At 34.2% G+C, this 21,401-nt stretch carries 17 protein-coding genes; 6 read left to right on the top strand and 11 right to left on the bottom strand.

The window, feature by feature from the left end; all coding sequences use genetic code 11:
• Positions 1-168 precede the first annotated feature (168 nt).
• The 5 genes from M3593_RS17200 to M3593_RS17180 all read right to left on the bottom strand — a co-directional run bounded on the left by M3593_RS17200 (position 169) and on the right by M3593_RS17180 (position 7,336).
• On the bottom strand, positions 169-1,293 hold the full coding sequence (locus tag M3593_RS17200) for an AAA family ATPase (protein WP_251543552.1): 1,125 nt from the start codon (positions 1,291-1,293) through the stop codon (positions 169-171).
• A complete protein-coding gene (locus M3593_RS17195; protein ID WP_251543554.1) occupies positions 1,290-2,942 on the bottom strand; it encodes a hypothetical protein in 1,653 nt (550 codons plus the stop codon). Before M3593_RS17195 ends, M3593_RS17200 begins: the two co-directional genes overlap by 4 nt.
• 12 nt (positions 2,943-2,954) lie before the next feature.
• A complete protein-coding gene (locus M3593_RS17190) occupies positions 2,955-4,619 on the bottom strand; it encodes an AI-2E family transporter (protein ID WP_251543556.1) in 1,665 nt (554 codons plus the stop codon).
• An 818-nt stretch (positions 4,620-5,437) separates the two neighbouring features.
• Entirely contained in the window at positions 5,438-6,292 is an 855-nt protein-coding gene (locus M3593_RS17185; RefSeq protein ID WP_251543558.1) for a GIY-YIG nuclease family protein, read from the bottom strand.
• Positions 6,293-6,508: 216 nt separating this feature from the next.
• Positions 6,509-7,336 (bottom strand): hypothetical protein, encoded by an 828-nt coding sequence (locus M3593_RS17180; protein ID WP_251543560.1) that lies wholly within the window; start codon positions 7,334-7,336, stop codon positions 6,509-6,511.
• A 446-nt stretch (positions 7,337-7,782) separates the two neighbouring features.
• Between M3593_RS17180 and M3593_RS17175 the strand changes: the two genes are divergently transcribed.
• Together M3593_RS17175 and M3593_RS17170 are read left to right on the top strand one after the other, a co-directional pair.
• Entirely contained in the window at positions 7,783-8,016 is a 234-nt protein-coding gene (locus tag M3593_RS17175; RefSeq protein WP_251543562.1) for a helix-turn-helix domain-containing protein, read from the top strand.
• Positions 8,017-8,027: 11 nt separating this feature from the next.
• Entirely contained in the window at positions 8,028-8,273 is a 246-nt protein-coding gene (locus M3593_RS17170) for a hypothetical protein (protein ID WP_251543563.1), read from the top strand.
• A 184-nt stretch (positions 8,274-8,457) separates the two neighbouring features.
• Here M3593_RS17170 and M3593_RS24080 read toward each other — a convergent pair whose 3' ends face one another.
• A complete protein-coding gene (locus M3593_RS24080; protein WP_285848065.1) occupies positions 8,458-8,586 on the bottom strand; it encodes a hypothetical protein in 129 nt (42 codons plus the stop codon).
• Positions 8,587-8,776: 190 nt separating this feature from the next.
• On the bottom strand, positions 8,777-10,426 hold the full coding sequence (locus M3593_RS17165) for a restriction endonuclease (RefSeq protein WP_251543565.1): 1,650 nt from the start codon (positions 10,424-10,426) through the stop codon (positions 8,777-8,779).
• Positions 10,427-10,746: 320 nt separating this feature from the next.
• On the opposite strand from M3593_RS17165, the gene M3593_RS17160 reads away from it, so the two are divergent.
• Both M3593_RS17160 and M3593_RS17155 read left to right on the top strand, forming a co-directional pair.
• Positions 10,747-11,688, top strand: coding sequence for an exonuclease domain-containing protein (locus M3593_RS17160; RefSeq protein WP_251543567.1), 942 nt, complete (start codon positions 10,747-10,749; stop codon positions 11,686-11,688).
• 2 nt (positions 11,689-11,690) lie between these two features.
• Positions 11,691-12,959, top strand: coding sequence for a competence protein CoiA family protein (locus M3593_RS17155; RefSeq protein WP_251543569.1), 1,269 nt, complete (start codon positions 11,691-11,693; stop codon positions 12,957-12,959).
• A 26-nt stretch (positions 12,960-12,985) separates the two neighbouring features.
• Here the strand turns inward: M3593_RS17155 and M3593_RS17150 are convergent, their stop codons facing one another.
• Together M3593_RS17150 and M3593_RS17145 are read right to left on the bottom strand one after the other, a co-directional pair.
• Positions 12,986-14,938, bottom strand: coding sequence for a DUF2075 domain-containing protein (locus tag M3593_RS17150; RefSeq protein WP_251543571.1), 1,953 nt, complete (start codon positions 14,936-14,938; stop codon positions 12,986-12,988).
• A gap of 6 nt (positions 14,939-14,944) precedes the next feature.
• Positions 14,945-15,244, bottom strand: coding sequence for a nucleotide pyrophosphohydrolase (locus M3593_RS17145; RefSeq protein WP_251543573.1), 300 nt, complete (start codon positions 15,242-15,244; stop codon positions 14,945-14,947).
• Positions 15,245-15,467: 223 nt separating this feature from the next.
• Between M3593_RS17145 and M3593_RS17140 the strand changes: the two genes are divergently transcribed.
• Complete coding sequence (locus tag M3593_RS17140) at positions 15,468-16,517, top strand: hypothetical protein (RefSeq protein WP_251543575.1); 1,050 nt, start codon at positions 15,468-15,470, stop codon at positions 16,515-16,517.
• Positions 16,514-17,962: a hypothetical protein gene (locus M3593_RS17135; protein ID WP_251543577.1), complete on the top strand. Its 1,449-nt coding sequence runs from the start codon at positions 16,514-16,516 to the stop codon at positions 17,960-17,962. Before M3593_RS17140 ends, M3593_RS17135 begins: the two co-directional genes overlap by 4 nt.
• A gap of 119 nt (positions 17,963-18,081) precedes the next feature.
• Here the strand turns inward: M3593_RS17135 and M3593_RS17130 are convergent, their stop codons facing one another.
• Together M3593_RS17130 and M3593_RS17125 are read right to left on the bottom strand one after the other, a co-directional pair.
• Positions 18,082-19,071, bottom strand: coding sequence for a reverse transcriptase family protein (locus M3593_RS17130; RefSeq protein WP_251543579.1), 990 nt, complete (start codon positions 19,069-19,071; stop codon positions 18,082-18,084).
• A gap of 244 nt (positions 19,072-19,315) precedes the next feature.
• Positions 19,316-21,286, bottom strand: a complete 1,971-nt coding sequence (locus M3593_RS17125; protein ID WP_251543581.1) for a retron Eco8 family effector endonuclease — start codon at positions 21,284-21,286, stop codon at positions 19,316-19,318.
• Positions 21,287-21,401: the final 115 nt, after the last annotated feature.

Below are 21,401 nucleotides of genomic sequence, written 5' to 3'. Positions count from 1 at the left end.
CATAACAATTTACTAAAACAGAAGAACCGTCCCACGTTTCTTTGTTTGTCCATTCCAGCAGGAACCAGAACAGAATCACCGATCTCAATCCTATCTTTAACACCGAGGTATTAATAACTTTTGAATCCTGCATCAAAGATACCTATTACTGAGTTTTCGATAGTTGATTTATCGCTCTATGGAAACAAGTCCACCATCTTGAGGAACATCATCTTTAGTAATTATCATCAACGATTCTTTTGCAATGTGGCCTTTCAACTTCGACAGCCGCTTCGACTGATTCAGAGTTATATCATCAAACAGATTCCGAACAAGGCGACCATTTGAAAAGTCATCATTTTTTTCGTTTAATTTCGTTTGCAACCAATTGCGAACCTTTTCAATTGCTTGCTCATCGGCAATATAGTCATTTTGATTGCAAGTGTAAAGGAATATTCGGACTAGCTCATCTAGTGAATAATCATTAAATGAAATAAAAGTATTGAATCTCGATTTTAATCCTGGGTTGGAATCAAAAAACTGCTCCATCAAATTTGGATATCCAGCTACAATTACAACGAGATCATTTCGATAATCTTCTAAAGCTTTTGTTAACTCAGTAAGACTTTCTCTCCCATAACTATCGCTATGATCATTCTCAGTTAGACTATACGCTTCATCAATAAATAGGACTCCACCTTTCGCACGACTAATTAACCTTTTTACCTTGATGGCCGTTTGTCCTTGGTACTCAGCAATTAAATCAGTCCTACTTGCTTCAATAAAGTGTCCTTTACTTAGTAAACCAATCGCTTTATACATCCTCCCAACAATACGAGCCACCGTCGTTTTAGCTGTTCCAGGATTACCCAGAAATGCCATATGTATCGTTTTGTTAGACTTCTTCAATCCATTTTTCACTCGTAATTGTTGGATTTGATTAAAGTCGATCAAGTCACGGACTTGTTGCTTTACATTTTCCAGACCAACCAGTTCGTCTAGTTGGTTGAGTAGTGCATCTAGCGACACATTTGAAGACTCTTTTAAGTCTTGGATAAGACCTTCAACCTTTGAGGCTCCTAGATATTTATATAATGTTTCAATAACTTTTTCTTGCTTTTGTTCCATACTGGGTAAAGATTGGTTCTTCGTTAGGATACCTAGGTTTTTAATGAACTCTAAAGCAGCTTTATCTATTTGTTCATCCGTTATTTCTTGAGCTAATTTTTCCAATTCAGATGCTTGTCCTGAAGCAACGTCTAACTGCTTCGATTCTTTCATCAGCTGGCGTTTGTAATGCTCTGAAATCATCATAGCACCCCGCTTAGTATTAAAAGCACTAAAACACATGTTAACGTAATACTAGCAAATGAAAAAACTCTAGTAGTTTTCAACCCTTTTGATAAGTTTACTGTCAACTGATTAAGCTCTGTAATTTCATCTTTTGCCTTTGACAATTCAGCTTCAAAATACGAAGACATTCTTTCTGCTTGTTGCTCATTTCCAACGTTGAGTTCCTTTATAGCATTTTCAAGATCTGTCTTATTTTTACTGACTTCGTTAGTTGTTAAATCGAGTTTTGCATCAATCTCTGAATGGTTTCGAAGGATTTTTTCAGATAAAGTCTGGATATCGTCATGTAATAATTGTTTTAAATCACCGAATTGCTCTCCCTGTTTAGCAACTTCTTTATTTAGAGTGTCAATATCAGTCTTGTTTTCTGTATTAATTGTTTCGATTTTAGATATATTATTATTTTGATGTGATATCAGTTGATTTACTGTTTGAAATTGCTTAAGTTGGTTTTCGTTTAGTTGATTCAGATGGTTTTGAAAATCTAACTGCGAAGATAACAATGATTTTGTTTCAACAGTCAAATCAGCTACTGTCTGATCTTGTGCTTCAATCTTTGCTTCAATTGCAGTAACATTCTCTTGCATGGTTGAATAGATAGAAAAAATTGTATCCATTCTTTCTGCTTGTTGCTCAATTCCAACGTTGAGTTCCTTTATAGCATTTTCAAGATTTGTCTTGTTTTTACTGATTTCGTTAGTTGTTAAATCGAGTTTTGCATCAATCTCTGAATGGTTTCGAACGATTTTTTCAGATAGAGTCTGAATATCGTCCTGTAATAATTGTTTTAAATCAGTGAATTCCCCTCCCTGTTTAGCAACTTCTTTATTTAGAGTTTCGATATCAGTCTTATTTTCTGTATTAATTGTTTCGATTTTAGATATATTATTATTTTGATGTGATACCAGTTGATTTACTGTTTGAAATTGCTTAAGCTGGTTTTCGTTTAGTTGATTCAGATGATCTTGAAAATCTGACTGCGAAGATAACAATGATTTTGTTTCAACAGTCAAATCAGCTACTGTCTGATTTTGGGCTTCAATCTTTGCTTCAATTGCGGTAACATTCTCTTGCATGGTTGAATAGATAGCAAAAATTGTATCCACGTCTGTTAAGTGTTCTATTCTCTCAATCTTTTCTTTAAAGCTTTGCAGTACCTGAATTACCTTTTTCTGTTGATTGATCATTTGTTCGATTTCGTTTTGATTAACCTCAACGCCTTCTATTCCCTTTAATGCTTTTGCATTAGCTTCTTCAGCTGCTTTCAATGAGACTAAGATTCCCTGAATGTACTCTTTATCTAATGCAGAAAACGTATCGTAAATGGTATTAAACTCTTGAATGGTTTTAACCAGAACTTTATTTTGCTCAATCATTTTATCTTGAATACTTTCAGTAAGCCTGTTTAAGTCACTACCCGTCACATCATAATTAAACCATCCAAATAAGCCTCCCGTAACTGGTACACTAGGTAATTCTGCTTCTTTAGGCAGTTTCTCACTGAATGCTTTTAACTCATTTTTCTTTCTATTGAAATCCTCACCTCTGGTAGACACTATGATTGTCTGGTCATTAGTTAAGGATTCCTCTTTCGTCATTATCTCTGTCATTTTTCATCACCTCTAAAGTAAGCCTTCTAAATCTTTTTGCATTTGAAGTAATTCACTCTGATTTTTAGTAATAGTGTTCTTGTTTTTAGAACCACTAGCATGATTATCATCAAATATCTTATTAAGAGATTGTTGCATTATGTCCTTCGCCAAGGCATGATTCTCTGAGATTTCGTTCATAACATTTTCTTTCAATGCTACTACACGTTTTTCAGCTGCAAAACGTTGTACTTGTTGAAGATTCATAATCCCATTTTTCTTATCGATAATTTGTTGGTCTTTTTCTTCTTTTATCTTTTTGGCGATAAACTTATCGATAAGGTTTAACACGATGGCACCAACTAATCCAGATACTAAACTTGATAAAAATAAGCCAATCAAATTAGCAAGACTTCCTATTAGAGGGATTTCAATTTTCATTCCAGGAACGGTTAGTAAAAATTTCTCGAAAACTTCACCTAAAAAGAGCGCACTACCTCCCACTAATCCCACAGTTATGATTTTTCCGACTTGCGCTACCTTTATTGAGAACGGTTTGTCCTTATTCTTCTTGTCACGAAGATAATTAACTGCATCAATAAGAGAAGATATCCCTTGTTTAATGACACTTGCCAGTTTCTTAAATACACTTACAATAGGTCCGAAGATTTCAGATATAATGGTACCAATTAATGTTGATGCTCCCGTTTTAACAAAGCTGAGAATTTTGGAGAAAAACGATTTAATCGATTCACGCATCTCAGATAAGAATCCATTAAATGACTTAGATCCAGCCTTAAAGAAACGGATTAAGCCGTTCATAATTTCTTTCAACAACGTAAAGAGTGCTGAAACAGCCATTGCTTTTAAGGCATCTTTTCCTGCTTTTTTGCCTACTTCTTTTGTTGCATTCACTGCAATATCTTTATTAATTGCTTTTCTTGCTTCTTTATCAGTTTGCAACATACGATCTTCATCAGCAGCAAGCTTATCGTTCATTCGTTTATTATTTCTTTCTTTTTGTAATCGTTTATCAACATCTGACATGTTTGATTCGTCAATTTTTTTATTTGCTCTTTCGTTTTGTTTTCTAAGGTCCATTTCTCTAGCTGCGCGTTTTTCTTTATCTACATAATCCTTGTTGCTTTTTGCACCTTTGCTTTTATTTAAAGATTCGTTAGTCGCCTTTAGATTTTCTTCTTTGTTTGCAAGGTCTGCTACACCTAAGTTTGCTTGCTTTCTTCTCTGATTTTCATATAACTCTTTTCTTGATACTACATGGTCTAAATTAGCTTTTTCATTACGCTTTAAGTTTTTCCCTGTGTATTCATCTTTTAAAGTCCCGGCTTTTTGTTGTTCCGTCATTGTGCTATGGGCATCTTGGTATTGTTTATCTTTCAGTACCGAACCAGCAATATCCTTATATTGCTCAGGATGCTCTCGATCATATTTTTGAATTAATGTCTCATTCGTCATGTCGAGTCCAATTTGATTCCCAAATTGTTTCCATACTTCATCCAAGACTACTTTTCCTAAAGAATCAGGATCAGAAATGCTTGCTCTATCTTTTTCCAGTAGTTCTAAATCAGAAAAGCTTTCTTCCAACTGTTTTGATAAGAGACCTTCCATTTCTTCAAAATCAAAATCAGTTTCAATATTATCAATTTCAATATATTGATTTGCATTCTTATTAGCCATAGGGTAAACAGTCCTTCCAAATAAGTTCAGTAAAAATTTCGGTAATAATACCTCAGTATCTTTCTGCCTAGCATGTTTCTTTGGGTGCACTATGGAGCACGGGGACGTATCTTATGCTTCTAAAAATCCACAAGAAGGAGCATATCACGTCCCCATGTTCCTTCATGCTATTCGTTTTACAAATCAAAGCATAAATGAATCGGAGGTCATTTCCTTTAAGTGAGAATAAACTATGACTAAATACTTGACCGTCCCAAAAGAACACTCCTTGAAAATTTATAGATAACTCGTAAGTTATTGGTTCTTCAATTAAGCACTTATTATTTTGTGGATTAATAGAAAAGATTTTGTTCGTCATGAGTAAAGACCTTTTTTTAACTAAATTCCAAACGTAGAATCCTTCAGTATTATATATCGGCATTAATTGGTAAAAAATTAGGACGGATTGATAGTCACACATGGTTGGTTAAGTTGTTTGATTTCCCAAACGCTAGCTTGCACATCCTCCTTTTCCACTGGAAAGTATTCTTACCGATCAATTTCTGTAAAGTACACTAACAAATCGTTTAAGATATCACGTTTAATTAAAAAAGCATGCCGACTAATCGACATGCAAATAACTTGCTTCAATTTCCATATTTCAAGAATGACCTATTACAATCTCATTTTTAACCGCTCTTTCCTGAACCACTTTGGAATGCCTCATCCTTTATTATTTTAAACTCGGATCCCAGTGTAAACACCCATCTTCTATTCTGTCAATTATACCAACCATCACCATCCCCTATATAATTCGAATATCCAGGATAGACTTACTATCACTCTTGTTTCTTCCTCAACTCATCCAAACCAATCCAGAAAACCCATCCGTTTTGCGAGAGACCCGAACAAAGTTCAGCAGGTGTACTTGGACTGTTGAATTCTACATCATCAATTAATTTAGCAGTCGTTTCATCAATCTTAACAGCTTTTCCTGCCTCGATAAGTTGTGTATATCTCTTCATGGAACGAGTATAGAAATTCCCTCCATCAGACCAATCCTTTGTACGCTCAAGGGGGGCCTTGATTTCAGAATTCGCTAGAAGAATAAACTTTCCATCTGTTAATGAAATACTCGCTTTAAATGGAGATTTAGCATGGAATACATCCCTATTCAATTGCATATTCGGTTTTTCAGGCACTGATGGTTTAAATGAGATACCCATAGCTTCTAATAAAAATTGTATCTGAACAGCAAAAGAATTCAGTGTTGATTGGTTGAAAACATTAACATTAGGTGCGACTGTTCTCATATCACGGTTTTCCAAGTTATACTGTGTCTTCGCAAATGCCTGGATAAAAAAATACTCTAGATAGTCAATGCTTAATTTATCAAAGCTGTTGTTGTCAGTTACAAACAAGATGCCATATTGCCAGAAATCCTTTTCTCTTAAATGCGACTTAATACGGGTAATACCATTAACCGACTGACCAATATAAACACTTGACTCTTCAGATTCTGAGAAAAGAAAATAAACCGCGTGGTTGTTTGCATACTCAAGTGTTTCAACCTTATTTAACTGGCTCTTCGTAAAATAGAACCCACGAATCTGACTAGTTGGATCTTGAAATATCTTTAACGAAGCAGCACTATCTGTATCCGGAAAATATAACATCAATGTTCTGTCGTTCATAAAATCCACTCCATAGAATTTTAATCATACTCACCTGTATAAAACCAGACTTGAAGACAGGGTCTCACTATATTTAAATTCTAACATTCTTTTTGTTTTGAGAATATCGTTAACGACTCTACAAAAGGAGATAAGGGATTTGAAGAATATTGAGTTATAACTTGGACAAACCTACCTGGAATTCAGGTTTAGACAATGGAGGAGATTTCCCCCTTTTCAACCAACCTTCAGATCAAAAAGCTCCTCAAAATAACGCTCCTGAAACTTCTTATTCAAAATCCCGGTAAAGTAAGCAATCGGATTCTTCACTTTCACCTTCGACTTCAGCTTCCGGACGAGCTGCTTGAAGGAGTCAAGGGAAACAGACAACAGGAGATCTGCATCTTGTTCATAGTTATTCCGGTAGGCAGCGACCTTACTCATCCGCCAGAATTCTTCGATTGACTTTGCGGCTGGGAAAAAGTATTTTACAAAATTGACGAAATCACTTGGAACTCGGTCACTGACAAAAAGATGCTCTTCAGGTGCTTGTTCAGCAACGGGTTCTAACTCACTGATTTCGTATGATTGTTCTTCAGCAGCCTTTTCTGCACGTTTATTATTCTCTTTAATGTTAGTTTTAAAAGGAATGATAGTTTTATATTGGTGGCTCAATTGATCGCCATCCGGTAGTTCATTCATCGGGAAACGATTGAAGACATACAGGTTGCTAGACTGTGAGCCGTTCTTGCGCGCCGTTTCATATACAGTGAAAATACCAATCTCACTAGCCTTCAGGATCATCCTTTTAAAAGTAGAACGGGAAATCCCCATCTCCCCATACTCCTCATAAATCGCCTTAAGAACCGTGCCAATCTTAGCATTCGCCACCCCAGGAACCTTCGCAGCAAAACGAGCCAGCCGCTTCAACCCAATCAACTCACCCTTACTGAAAAAACGCTTCTTATCCGCCATCCACATTTCAAAATGATTGTTAAACTCCTTCAACGAACCAAACTGTGAATACTCCGCAAAACTCTCAATAACCGCCGATTTAATTGTCATGCTAATGCACCACCCTTTCACCCTTTATATATTGATGAATGGGTGGAAAGGACAGGGTGGTGAGCGGAGGATTGTGGCGGTTTTGTGAACAGTTAGATAGAAGACTTTAGAGCAAAAAAAATACGATAAGCAGCTTAAACTGCGTATCGTTGTCTTTGGGTTTCAACCATTTAAGCTTATAGGCTTGTAGGAATTTCCGGGACATGAGAAACGTTCTTTTTCCTTCATATTGTATATATCAATTTTTATTATTTGAGACCCAACGCATGTCCCGTATTTCCCTCTCAATCAGAAAGACAGCATCTCCAAATAAAATTAAAACAGCATCAATTCCCTAACCGCAAAATTTCTTTTAAAAACAAACAAAATGGTACTTAACAGCGTACCACTTCATGCATCTAAAGATGATAGCTTTGCCTTATAGTTAATAGGAATGGGTGTAAGCTATGGCAGAGAAACAGGTGAATATCAATATAAAAAAACTGCTAAATGAGTATGGCATCTCATTACGAGAGTTATCCCGATTAGCAGACATTCGTCATGCTACACTAAGCGAACTGGCTAACAATAAAAGGAAAAGCATTCACTTTGATCACATCAAACGAATAAGCGAAGCACTTAACATCACAGACATCCGCAAAATCATAGAGATTGAAACCATAGAGGATGAGAAGGAATAAAAGGTGATGATATGAAAATAGACTACTACCTCTCCTGGGATGTGACCCAATTTAAAAATGAATACGGCGATGAAATAGAAATGGAAATAATCCAATATCCAAACGAATATCTAGTCACCGTAAATATTTGCGACGAACAACCACCATACAGAGACATCACCTCCACAGGCACGCACCCAAGAAGCAAAAAGCATGCAGCCAAAAAGGCAATGATCCTACTTTACAAACAAGCATACCCTGAACTATTTAACCGCTAAAAGAACTAAGCAGACAAAATAACATCCTTATCTTAAAATACTCAAATTCCAGAATGTGATATGAAAACCTTCTTAATGTCCCCTAAGAACACACAGACACGGTTCCGGCGGTTCATAAATTGTTAAAATATGCAGTTTACTGAAACTGAAGAACCGTCCCCACGTTACATTCGCTTCAACTCAATCAACTCACCCTTACTGAAAAACGCTTCTTTTCCACCATCCACATTTCAAAAAGATTGTTAAACTCCTTCAGCGAACCAAACTGTGAATACTCCGCAAAACTCTCAACAACCGCCGATGTAATTGTCATACTAATGCACCACCCTTTCGCCCTTTATATATGGATGGGAGGGCGGAAAGGACAGGGTGCCATGGGAAGGTTTATGGAGGCTTTGTGAACGGTTAGATGGGAGATTTTTTGAGGAGAATTTATTGGATTGGACAAAAAAATACGATAAACAGTGTGAACTGCTTATCGTTTTATTGTTCTTAGATTCATTTTATTTACTTTCCTTCATCAACAACTTCGCCTCTTTTAAGTCAATTTTCGCTCTATGTCCGTGTTTTTGAAGTAAATGCAATAGATTATTACCATTCAGCAACGTTAAAGGCTTATCTTTAGCAAAGCTATATGCATCAGGTCCATAATCAGCCGTAGATACCAGTATTCCTTTAGTTGCGCCTTCGTTCATAACTGTTCCATATAAATCACGCACTGCTGAGACACCTACTACATTTGTATATCTTTTCGCCTGGATGACAATTTTTCCACCTCTTATAGGATCCGGGTCAAATGCCACTGCATCTACTCCACCATCTTTGCTTGCTCTAGTGATTTTTACTTCCCCACCAGAGTTATTAAATTCTTTCTCAAATAATTCCCTTATAAGGTGCTCAAAATCTTGCCAATCCATTGCAGCCAGATTTGTTTCTTCATCTACATCTCCTGTTACACTATAGGAGTTTACAAAACGACCATCTTCTCGATTTATCTTTAATATAGGAGCAATTGGTGTAAGACTGAATAACTTGCTACTACCAATACCTTTCAGGTTTTTAAAACAAGATTTTGAATCTACTGCAGCCAGGTTGATTTCCTCAAATTCTTCTTTATTTGTTTGAATTGATAAAATACATATATCTTCGTTTTTACCTGTTGCCTTGTTAATTGTATTTACCCATCCATTAAATACTATTGAGTCAATCGCATCAATTACATCTGCTTCGAACAACTCATGTATACTCCTTAAAGTAATATCATATAGCAGCTTATCATACATTTTCCTAGCAGCAGCGTCGGTTATAAAAGATTCTTTGAAGACATCTTTTGTCGCGACATACTTAACCTCCTTCAAAGTTGGTAAGTCTGTAATATCAGGAAGGTTATATTCTACGATTAGTGTTCGATTAACCGGATTGTAGTCTACATCAAACTCTTGTGGGAAGTAATCTGGATAAATTGAATTTGACAGTACCATATCACAGTAATCGATCACCGCTTCACTTTCTCCTGTCATATACTGCTTTTTTTTCTTTTCGATTTCATCGTTTCTTTCTTTTTGTTCTCGTTCGAACGTTTCCTTTCTCTCTTCCCATTTCTTTAGTTTTTCTTCAAAATCGCTTACTCCCTTTTCATACTGCTCAGTTAATTCATCTGTTTTCTTTCTCCATTCGCTCAAAGCTTCTTCATATAACTTATTACTTTCATTAATTTTCTTCTGTTTACTAGAAGATAAGATACGATCCATTAAACCAAACTTAGGCTCATAACGCTTTTTATCCGGTTCTGAAGGGTACGAAGGTTTCTTGGGACTTTTAGGCTTTGAATCCATAAACTCAGAATTATCCTTTAAGGAATCCCAATCGATTTTATCATCCACTCCTAATGTAGACAGTAATATATTGTCGATTAACTCCAGCTGGCTAAGGGCTTCTAATGTTTGTTGTTCTGCAAGTGCAATCTTTTGTGCCTTCTCGTATGCCATTTTTTCACGTTCTAACTTTTTCTTCTCAGCTTCTTGTTTCTTTTTCCACATTTCATCCCATGTTTTTTTCTGTAACTGCGCTTTCTGTTCGACAACATATAAATTATTACCCTTGATAACTCGATACTTATGTAAACCCTTATGTCTTATCTCTACAGAATACAAAAGAATCCCTCCTGTTAAATAATAATTATTTTATGAGTCATTATCCTTATGTATTAGTATATAATATTCCAATTGCAATTTTCGACATTTTTTGGGTATTTCTGTAACTGATTTTCCATCCTATTACACTATATCCGCCAATTGACCAAAGTGTATTTTAATATTTCCAAGTAATAATTAATTGTAATATTATCTTCACTGTCGCTCTTGTGTCCTATTCTTCATCATACCTACACCTAAAAGCTTGTTGTAACTTTATTCCAGAGGGGGTATAATTAATGGAAGATATTTCAATTTATTGATAAGATGGAGTTGATAGTATGGATTTTATTTCGATAGATTTTGAGATTGCGAATAATAGTTTGAACAGTGCCTGTTCGATGGGTCTCATCTTTGTTCAAGGCAATAAGATAATTGATGAAAAGTATTATCTATTACATCCACCTACAATGGACTTTGATCCTGAGATGAGTGCTGTGCATGGGATTGAGCCTAAACATGTCTTTTCAGCACCAAAATTCAATACTATTTGGGAGGAATTCAACCATCATTTCAAGGATACTTTTCTCGTCGCACATAATGCGCAATTTGATATGAGCGTCCTATACGCATGCCTAAAAGAATATTCATTAGAAGTCCCCAATTTCAGCTATGTTTGCAGTATCCCTGTAAGTACTAAGGCAACTCCCGGTCTAAAAATTGGGAATTCATTAAAAGACAGAGCAGGGCATTTTGGCATACAACTTCCTGAGCACCATAATGCATTGGCAGATGCTCGTGCTTGTGCTGAACTTGTCATCAAAAGTGTCGAGAGTAAGAACTACACATCTTTAAAATCATATTTAACAAAGCACAAAAGCATTCCAGTGAGAGAATTCTCTGAACTCAAACCACAAACACATCTCTTCAAAAGAAAATCCTTCATTAGAGTTAAGCCATCCGAGATACCATCTACCGTAGACCACTTCAACGAGGAACATCCTTTTTACAATAAAAACTTTGTCTTTACTGGTGACCTCCAGGCTATTGACAGAAAATCCGCCATGCAAAGGGTTGTGAACCTAGGCGGGATAATAAAATTCGGGGTTTCAAGTAAAACTGATTACGTTATTGCTGGGCAGCAAGACAAATCTTTGGTTGGTGAAAAAGGATTAAGTACAAAAGAAGTAAAGGCTTATAGCCTTATAGAGCAAGGAATAGAGATAAAAGTACTTAATGAAAACGAATTTACAAATTTACTTAATGTACGAACTGAGGTGTAATCATGAGAGAAGCACTCCATGTTATAGACAAAGAAGTCATCACACTCCCACATTCAACAGATGAAGATAGGGTTAACAACTTAAAGAAACTAGCCCAGAAAAACCTTTTTGTATGTCCCTATTGTCAGGCTAAGTTAATTGTGAAGGCTGGGGATGAGCGAGGGCTTTATTTTTCACACCTTCATTCTGAAGCATGTGAGCCATCTAAAAAAGTCGATCAAGCGGAGAGAAAATACAAAAGACAAATTGAGAGAGAAACCAAAAACCATACTGTAATAGTCAACATACTACATGATGAATTATCTACGCAGGCCAAAATAAGATCAAACATAAGTGTCGAATATGGATACAAAGCAAATTTTGACTTAAAAGAGTTTCCGGATATTTGGGTTAAAATTGGAGCTAAAGAATTTGCTTTCTCTGTTATTACAAATGTCTCCTCTTCTTCTGATAGTAAACTTTCTAATCAAATCATAAAAAGACACCAATATTTTAAGGAACAAGGAATGGAACCAATCTGGTTCATAGAAAAGAAAGAGCAATCAGTTGAATTGGAGAAGAACGCCATTGTTCTTTGGGATGCAGAATTAGCAATCTCTTCAAAAACTGAAGAAGATCACCTGTGGGATAAGTTACTAGTGCAAGTCATTAAGGAACGAGAATTTTTTACCTATTTCAATTACCCTTTTTACAATGATAGTGTAGAAATTGATGTAAGAAGTTTGTATTATATCTATTCCAATGATGACAAGATCGTTGTTAAAGTTCAGCGATTTTTAAAAGACCGGACCGATAAGCCATATCGAGCATTTCTTCTAAATAGCGGATATGAGATTCCTTTTTCGGAAGCACTGATTATTAAAGACGGATTCCTATTAAGCAACTCCATTTCAGAGGATGAACATCGTAAAAACTTCCTTAATAAATACCAAATATTAAAGGAATCATTTTTGGCCGAACAAAGGCGACAGGAAGAAGAGAGGCAACAAGAGAAAGAAAAGAAAAGACAATTACTGCAACAGTTATTAGACCAAAAACAGCACATATCTTCAAACAAGATTGAAGAAAATTTATCATATGCTGATCTTAAATCCCTATTGCGTGAGAGAATTCACTTAAAGCAACGAGAACAGATGGAGCTTTGGAATTATTTTATGCCCAAAATAGGCTTAAACAACTCAGCATTTGTATGGAAGTTAGTCGTAGAACATGGGTGTACAACATTTGATGAATTAAGAATTGTACTTAAAAACCATTTGCGTCAAAGTTAAAAGGAAGGCTCATTTCAAGAGCCTTCCTAATTTTTGTATTCTCCATTATCCTCCGCAACCCTTGGCATCTCCCTAAAAAACTCATTCTCCTCATAACTCTGCTGAATATCCCTAACTCTCTCCATCAAATAACCCTCTAACTCCTTATCTGTACAATAAACAAAGCATCCCTTCTGTCCACGAGTCATCAAAGTACGATAAGTATTTCGGATAATTTCATCAGCAAGCTGCTTAGCTTCTTTAGGTTTCTCCTTGAGCATTTTCTTTAAGCCTTTCAAGGAGTTATCAGTTTTAGCGCGTTTAGTATAATCGGTGATTACTTCTCCATCCCTATATACCAGATCGTCTCCAATAACGACACCAACATAATCAAACTCAAGTCCCTGGCAGGTGTGTATACAGCCGATTTCGTTTACTGAGCTTTCGTCAATTGCCCATGTTGCGGAGTTATCGAGATTCCAGCTCATGCTAAATTTGTGTTCTGGCAGCTCAATATCATGAAAATTTGTGTTGGACTTACCTTCCTTGATCCAGTTCCAACAGTAGCCAGCCACCATACGGGACTTGTTATTCTTCTTATTCAGCTTTTCGATTTCCTGGTGCATTTCGTTCGGGTCCTTATAGATACGGAAATCATAATTTGTTCCGATGTAATTCGAGTTAGCTGTCTCCCGAATCTGCAGCACATCGTCAATCCAGCTCAGATAACCATCCGATCCATTGCAGCGAAACTGCGATTCCAGCTTTACCGTTGACACCTCTGCTCCGAGTTCACCAGCAAACTTCTTAATCATACCTATACTTCCGATATCCTTCAGAGTCACCCGTTGTCGCTCATCGATAAAAAAGACTGCCAGTTTTGACGCATTGATAAGTTCCTTGACCTGATTTTCACCTAGGTTGCTGAAAAGACCGGACTTCTCATTCAGGCGATGGGCTTCGTCAACAACTAGTACATCGAATTCATTAGCCGGCACATTGATATAGCTGCCTGATCCAACAAATAAGTTATCGATATGGCCTTTACGGAAATTCTTCTTCAGCTTTGTCGCATAGATGTTTCTCGGCGCCGCATTTTTAGTGACATATTGAGCAACTAAACTTCGATTCGTGGCTTCTACCAATAAGTTGATCGCCAATACAGACTTCCCAGTACCCGGGCCACCTTCAACCACTAATACCTGCTTAGTGTTTGTCCGTACTGCTTCACTTGCCAGTTGCAACGCCGTCTCATAAACTACTTTCTGGTCATCAATCATAACAAACTCCCTATTACCCTGGAGCATGCTATTCAGAGAATCCTGCAACGATTTGGATGGCCGGATTCTGCCTTTATCGATCGTATATAAAATCTCTTTATTATCACCGTGCTTGATATACCTTTTTATAAAATCGCGAAGCTTACCAGAATCCCCTTTTACAAAAACCGGAGCTTCTTCGATATAGTAATCATATACTGGATCAGTCAGCGGATCCTGCTCACCCTGATTTATGTAATTATGAAGGTATGCACACGGATAAAGTTGAATTTCCTCTTTTTGCGCATTCTCATTATAATCCTTGATTAATGCTGCATATGACCAAGCCTGGTAAGAGGGATGAGTAGTCTCACGCACTCCCCTGTTGATGACCGTTTTAACAATCGCCTCTTTGCCCTCAATCTTTTCAACCGTTTCCCACTGCTTCAACTCAACAATTACAATCGATTGCTTGGCATCCTGATCCGAGCCGGAGATCAGGAAATCCACACGCTTCGAGGTATGAGGAATCTTAAACTCAATCGCAACTCCAGCATCCTTAGGAATCTCGCTATCACTCAACACCCTATACATATACTGCATCGAGTTGTCCCAAGTCCGAACCTCCCGCTCATTAATCCGGCCAATCTTACTGTTATAATTGCTGACAATATTATTCACCAGCTCATCATCAAAAACATCCTTCAAAAACTCATCCTTCGTTGCCTCATATACGATCAATTACCCTCACCCCTTCTGCACGGGATACTTAAGCGCATTCTTCTTCATCTTCTCCAAAACTTCCTCTTCCAGATCAATATCCAACTTATCCGCCAACTGAACAAGATAAATCAAAATATCAGCCATTTCCTCTTTAATATTCTGTTTCGAATCCTTGACTGCTTCTTCACTGGTTTTCCATTGGAAGTTTTCTAGGAGTTCGCTTGCTTCAAGGGATATGGATATTGCAAGGTCTTTCTCATTGTGGTATGGCTTCCAGTTGCGTTCGTCGCGGAAGTTTAGGATTGTTTGGCGGATTTTATACAATTATTCTCACTCCAGTGATTTACATATTTTATCCATATATCTACTTTAAGTCTAGCATATCTTAAATAGTAGAATTTATTTTGTGACTTTGACTGAAAAATCCATGTAAACATTTGAGATAATTTAGTAGAGTTTCTGTATTTTTTATCCAAATCAATTTAATATTGTATATTAAGATGGTAAAATTTTATTATCAGATATTATTGTTTTACGGGGTGAAAAAATGCCGAATACACAACAATCAAATAAAGTAATTAATACAAATGCATCTTCATCCGCATTTGGTTGGGATTTCCAAACTAATGCAGCGATATTTTTCGCACTTAAAAATATAAAGGAGTTATTATCATTTAAAGTTGAAGGCGATATAGAGGATATCGAACTCTATCTAAAAGGAAACAAAAACATTTACATTCAAGCAAAATCTCAAGAAAACCCAATACCGGGTACTAATACTCTCAATAAATTAACAGACGGCTTAAAGACATTAATTAATGCTTCAAATCAGGGGCATTATAATCAATTAATTTATATATCAAATATTCAAAATCCTCTAAAAGATAAAAGTTTAGATTATTATTGGAGAAGTGATTATTCAATATACAATTATGAAGAATTACCAATCAAGGCACAGGGTATTATAAATAAATATATTGAAACAGCTGCCAATAAATATAATCTTAATTTGTCAAATTTAAATCTATCATCTCTAAGAATAGGAACTTTTTTTTTCTTCGGGGAAAATTTAGACACTCGATATAAAGTTATCAATAGTGCTGTTAAAGAGTTTGTTGCGAGCGCACAAGCTCCAGAAGGTAAAGCAAATGATTTATTAGATTATTGGCAGAAGATTATTTTTCAAAATTCAACAAACAAATATGTGAAGTTAAGCAAAGAAGATTTTATATGGCCTTTGGTAGTCCTTGAATCCTCTGTTTCTTTTGATGGGGCGTTTTTCGATGATTATGATTTGGGTCAGGTTGATGAAATAAAACGAAAGTATAGTCTATTTATCGAAAAAAAATCTGAGCAGTTTGAATTCGTAACAAGAGTCATTAGCCATTACAACGATTTTGTTAAAAATAATCATCAATTAAAAAGAAAAGAGTCGATTCAAAGATTTATAGATAGTCAATGGGTTTCCTATTCTTCAGATATAATTAATGATTTAATTGATGACGAAATTAAAGAAGGGCTAATCCGGTTGATAATTTTCCAAATCCTTACGAAAAGATTCAGTATTGATAATGTAAAAAGGGCGGCAGGTTTATGAGGATAAATTTTTTAATCGTTGATTACGAAGGGGTTTCCAAAAAGTATAATTTCGAATCTAACTTCAATCTTATTTATAGTAAGAAAAACAGTGTAGGAAAATCAACTTTACTTCGTTTCCTCTTCTATTCGTTAGGATATAATATCCCTAGCACTAGAAAAATGAAATTTAATAACAGTGTTGTCACGTGTAATTTTGAAAACCATATAGGAACATTACAAATATGTAGATCTGATAATATTGTAAACCTAGATATCAACGCTAAAGATCGTTATACTTTTATCTTACCTAATGAGGAAATTCAATTACAAAGTCTTATTTGGGGTACCACCAACACTTCAATTCTAAAAAATATCCTTGGAGCAATTTATTTAGATCAAGACAAAGGCTGGACCTTACTAAACCGAGGAACAGTTATTGGAGGCATTCGCTTTAGTATAGAAGAGCTAATAGAAGGCTTATCTGATAGAGATGTATCAACACTACGGGAAAAACAACAAGCGATAGAATTTGAATTAAAAAGATACCGCCAACTACAAAGTACAATAGAATATAAAGAACACTTACTATCGAAAGTCAACAATATAGCATTCCCGGATTTAACCTCACAGATAGAGAATCAGATTCAGTTACTCACTTTTGAGAAGAATGAATTAGAAGCAAACTTAAAGTCGATTAGCCAAATAAAAAAAGACAATAATACTTTTATTGATTTTATTGAGAAAATGAAAATTTCAGTAACAAACCCTGAAACAGGAATTTCCATTCCTGTTACAAAGGAAACAATTATACATTTTAACGATAACGAATTATATATCGATACCCGTTATAATATGTTGAAGATACAACTTGCAAATATAAACCAGGATATAGCGAAACTTAACCACCAACTTACAGAAATAGAACATCTTGTTGATGTACAATCTGAAATTGAAAAATTTGATAGCCATATCGCAAACCTACACATTGATAAAGAGCGTATTACAAGGATTGTGGATAAACTAGTCAATGAAAATAAAGAGATTAAGAAAGATATTAACAACCAAATCACTTTTAATAATATTGTTGTTAATAATTTGCATAGCTCTATTATGAAATATGCTAAAAGATTAGGAGTAGAAAATGTTATTAACCCAAAGGAAAATTATATTTTTACTTCGGATCTTAAATCTTTAAGTGGTGCAGTTTTACACAAAATAGTTTTTGCTTTTAAAATGGCATACATTTTAGAGATTCAAAAAGTACTTGGAATTTATTTACCAATTGTATTGGATTCACCTAGTGGTCGCGAATTAGATCAAAAAAATATCCAAGAAACAATGAATATTTTAAAGGAAGACTTTGCTTCAAACCAAATTATACTTGCTTCAATATATAAATATAAAAATTTAAACCCCTTAAAGACTATAAAGATTACTGATTATTTACTTGAAGAGAATAAATAAAAAAAATACTCTTTAATGAGTATTTTTTTATTTTCATATTCATCCTTCAAAGGAATGAATTTTTCAATTTAAAACTTATGACCAAAAGTTATTGATAAACAAAATAACCTTTCAAAGGGCTAATTAAGACTTTCTAATCTCTTAATTATTTTATTAATTTTGTCCAGTAACTTTGTCGACTCTCTATACCAATTATCTTCTTTATTTTCAGGTAACCATAAAATTAAAAATGATCTATATCCTGCTAAATAATGTATTATATCAGTTTTAGTTTCAAAAGGTTTAATTCTAGATGAAAAAATCTCCCCATTTAATTTACTTAATAATTCAGTTGCTGTTTTGGGGATTCCTCCCTTTTCGTAATTATAAATAAACCTATTAATTTCTTTCCTTTTTGATCTAGAAATTCTAACATTGTTTCCTACAACAAATCCATTTAAAGATATGAAATTAATACCTCTTTTAATTTTTTTTCTATTTAAAACAAAACCCGAACCTTTTAGTATATTGATCAACATCTTGATAAAGGATCCTTTATGTAGATTTTCACGGTTTGCAGAAAATAACATATCATCTGCATATCTAGTATAAATTATTCCCAATTTATCACAGTAGTTCCTGATCCTTAAGTCAATTCTTCTAAAAACTAAGTTTGAGATAACTGGAGATGTCACTCCACCTTGAGGTAAACAACCGTTAAAAGTAACTAATCCTACTATTGCACTTATGATACTATTTTTTTCTTCTTCATTATTAATCGTAATATATTCATCGATAGTCTTACGGACTTTTTCTTCAGAAATAGAATTAAAAAAATCCGCAATATCAAGTCTAAGATAATATCGAGTTTTATTACGATCTTTTATATTATGAGGGAGTAAAAAATCCTTATATGAATTGTTTTTTACGAAACCGCAAACATTATTTGGAAGAGGGATGTTATTTAAAAAGTTCTCAGCTAAGCGTTTCTGTAGAAGATATAAATCGCTGTTTTTTTTTAATGATTTTATTTCCCTTTGCTTTCCTTTACGATAAATCATCATTTCAGTATAAGCTTGAGATTTTGTATCTAAAGTAGACTCTATAATTCCTAGATTATCAATTCCCAAAACTACCTTTTCAAAGAACTTTTTCTTATAGATATATATATTAAATCACACCTTACAATCAATAGAGTGAGTACCTTCTGAAAGCCTCGCGTCGCGAACCTTTAAACCTATATAGGCGGATAAACATTAGATTGCTTAAGCATTAGTATCATTTAATCCTTGGCTTTTGGGTGGAAAATTACTTTGTCAGAGTAAATTTCACCAAATATCAACAAGGAACCAGTTTATTGACTGATATTACTACTCACTCTATTAATATTTTTTCCAATGATTCAATTATATCGTATATTTCTGGAAAATGAAAAGCGAAATTTTCTCTAACCTCAGGAGAGTAAATGTCACTAAAAGATAACTCTAAATGTTTTAAAAAGTAATGATTTATTAGCTCGGTAACCCAACCATCTGTTTTCCCGGTTTTATTTGATTTTATTACCTCATATATCTCTTTTACCTCGTGATCTTCTATTTCTGTGACTAAATCCTGTTTAATCTCTTCCAAAGTGTCAAATTTACCATTAAATAACAACCTTAATACGGTTGCTCTATACATTGGTAATTCTTTAAATAAATAGAGCTTATCCAGTCCATCAATGTTTTTATAAGTTTTTAGCCATTCATAAATTATATTGCTATTATTTATGTTAATTACCGCTCCTTCAATAGTTGTTGCACATGGGTAGACATTGTATTCTAAGCAATACTGCTTTATTAAGTTAACAAAATCATGAAATAAATTATCATTAATGAAATTCCAGTTCTCATCAGGAATAAACTTACATTTTTTCGAAATACCGTTAATTCTTTTTCGAACTTGTAATGTTTTTATTCTTTTTCTACCATAAAATAAAACCTCTCGTTCTTTTATTTCTTCATTTTTCAAAGGATTAAAATTATCCCCACTAAAGGTAAAGTGATTATTGTTATATTTAACAATCTTATCTAAATCTAACGCCAATAGGTATGGGATTGCAGTATTCCTTCTTTTGGGATGTACAATGTTTAATCCGACATTATTTGAATTAAATGCAAATACTTCCACTTCCCTTAACACTGGAAATACTTCTAGTAATAATGGGTGGGTAAAAAGTTCTAATTCAGTCGGACCTTCGACGAAAAATATTCCTCTTGAAAAATAAAAACTAGCTTCTTTTTCGGTTACAATATTTGTTTCTCTTTTATCTGTAAATGATCTCATTTTTCGTACATTTGTATATCCATTACTAAGAGAAATATGAAATAATGAGCCCGTGTTATTATTTATAATTTTTTTTACCATTCTAGAGGAATGTGTAGCTATAATCGTTCTTACAACCCCCGACTTATTAATAATTGTAGTTATTAAATCATCTACTAACCTAGGGTGAAGCCCTATTTCTGGTTCATCAACAATTATAATTGGTTCTTTTAGTTTTGTATTTGATAGTTTTTCAATCAAATTAAATAGGATTTTTAAATAGTTATTTGAATTCATACCATCAGAGAAATAATCTAAGTTTTTATCTTTATAACTAAATTGTTTCCCGCTCATTTGTAATTGATAAATATGGGAAAAGCGGCTTGTCATATTAAATTTATTTACTTTTATATCACTATCTTTCAATTCCTTAGATAGGTAATCTAAATTTTTCTTATACCGGTTCCCATATATTTTTTCAAAAAGTTCACTCAATAAATCATTACTTAATATATCATCCTTCTCTTTTAATTTACCCATGTCACCAATAATTTCCCAAAGATGCTCCCAATCTACTAAATTTATCTGGCGGGCTTGTACTACATAAATAGGATATATATTTTTTAGTATTTCTCTAAAATCATAAGAATGGCTCCAAACTATTCGGTTTTTTTTATTTTGTTTCAATGTAATAGTAACTTTATTGCTTATATCCAAATATTTTTTTACATCAAAAAGTAATTTTTTAAAGAAATTATTTACTGCCTCACTCCTTAAATACCCATTCTCTGCAATTCTCATTAACTTTGATAAGTTATAGGTAATTGATATCTCAAGAAAATTATTATAGGGATTGTTTTTATCAAATAAATTTTCATCAAGATTACTATCAGTTAAATTGGAATAAAAATAGTCTAAACATTTAATAATGTTAGTCTTGCCAGTCCCATTCTCTCCTATTAGACAATTTATTTCTGTCAGTTCAAGTGATACATTTTTTAACGACTTACAGTTTCTAATTACAATCTTTTCAATAGCCAACTGTACACCCACTTTATAATTTTAGAATAATCATTAAAGTAATATTAACATATTTTCCCTTATCGGAATCGATATGCGTGTACCTAATTAATTAATATCAAGTGATATTCATTTA

This window comes from Mesobacillus sp. MER 48, assembly GCF_023714225.1.
GTDB lineage: Bacteria > Bacillota > Bacilli > Bacillales > Cytobacillaceae > Mesobacillus > Mesobacillus oceanisediminis_A.
The sequence above is the reverse complement of the archived record's forward strand: the minus strand, read 5'-3'. Positions and strand labels throughout refer to the sequence as shown.

Coding starts and splice junctions, on each gene's coding strand:
- M3593_RS17200 (WP_251543552.1), bottom strand. CDS start 1,293: ATGATGATTTCAGAGCATTACAAACGCCAGCTGATGAAAGAATCGAAG.
- M3593_RS17195 (WP_251543554.1), bottom strand. CDS start 2,942: ATGACAGAGATAATGACGAAAGAGGAATCCTTAACTAATGACCAGACA.
- M3593_RS17190 (WP_251543556.1), bottom strand. CDS start 4,619: ATGGCTAATAAGAATGCAAATCAATATATTGAAATTGATAATATTGAA.
- M3593_RS17185 (WP_251543558.1), bottom strand. CDS start 6,292: ATGAACGACAGAACATTGATGTTATATTTTCCGGATACAGATAGTGCT.
- M3593_RS17180 (WP_251543560.1), bottom strand. CDS start 7,336: ATGACAATTAAATCGGCGGTTATTGAGAGTTTTGCGGAGTATTCACAG.
- M3593_RS17175 (WP_251543562.1), top strand. CDS start 7,783: ATGGCAGAGAAACAGGTGAATATCAATATAAAAAAACTGCTAAATGAG.
- M3593_RS17170 (WP_251543563.1), top strand. CDS start 8,028: ATGAAAATAGACTACTACCTCTCCTGGGATGTGACCCAATTTAAAAAT.
- M3593_RS24080 (WP_285848065.1), bottom strand. CDS start 8,586: ATGACAATTACATCGGCGGTTGTTGAGAGTTTTGCGGAGTATTCACAG.
- M3593_RS17160 (WP_251543567.1), top strand. CDS start 10,747: ATGGATTTTATTTCGATAGATTTTGAGATTGCGAATAATAGTTTGAAC.
- M3593_RS17155 (WP_251543569.1), top strand. CDS start 11,691: ATGAGAGAAGCACTCCATGTTATAGACAAAGAAGTCATCACACTCCCA.
- M3593_RS17140 (WP_251543575.1), top strand. CDS start 15,468: ATGCCGAATACACAACAATCAAATAAAGTAATTAATACAAATGCATCT.
- M3593_RS17135 (WP_251543577.1), top strand. CDS start 16,514: ATGAGGATAAATTTTTTAATCGTTGATTACGAAGGGGTTTCCAAAAAG.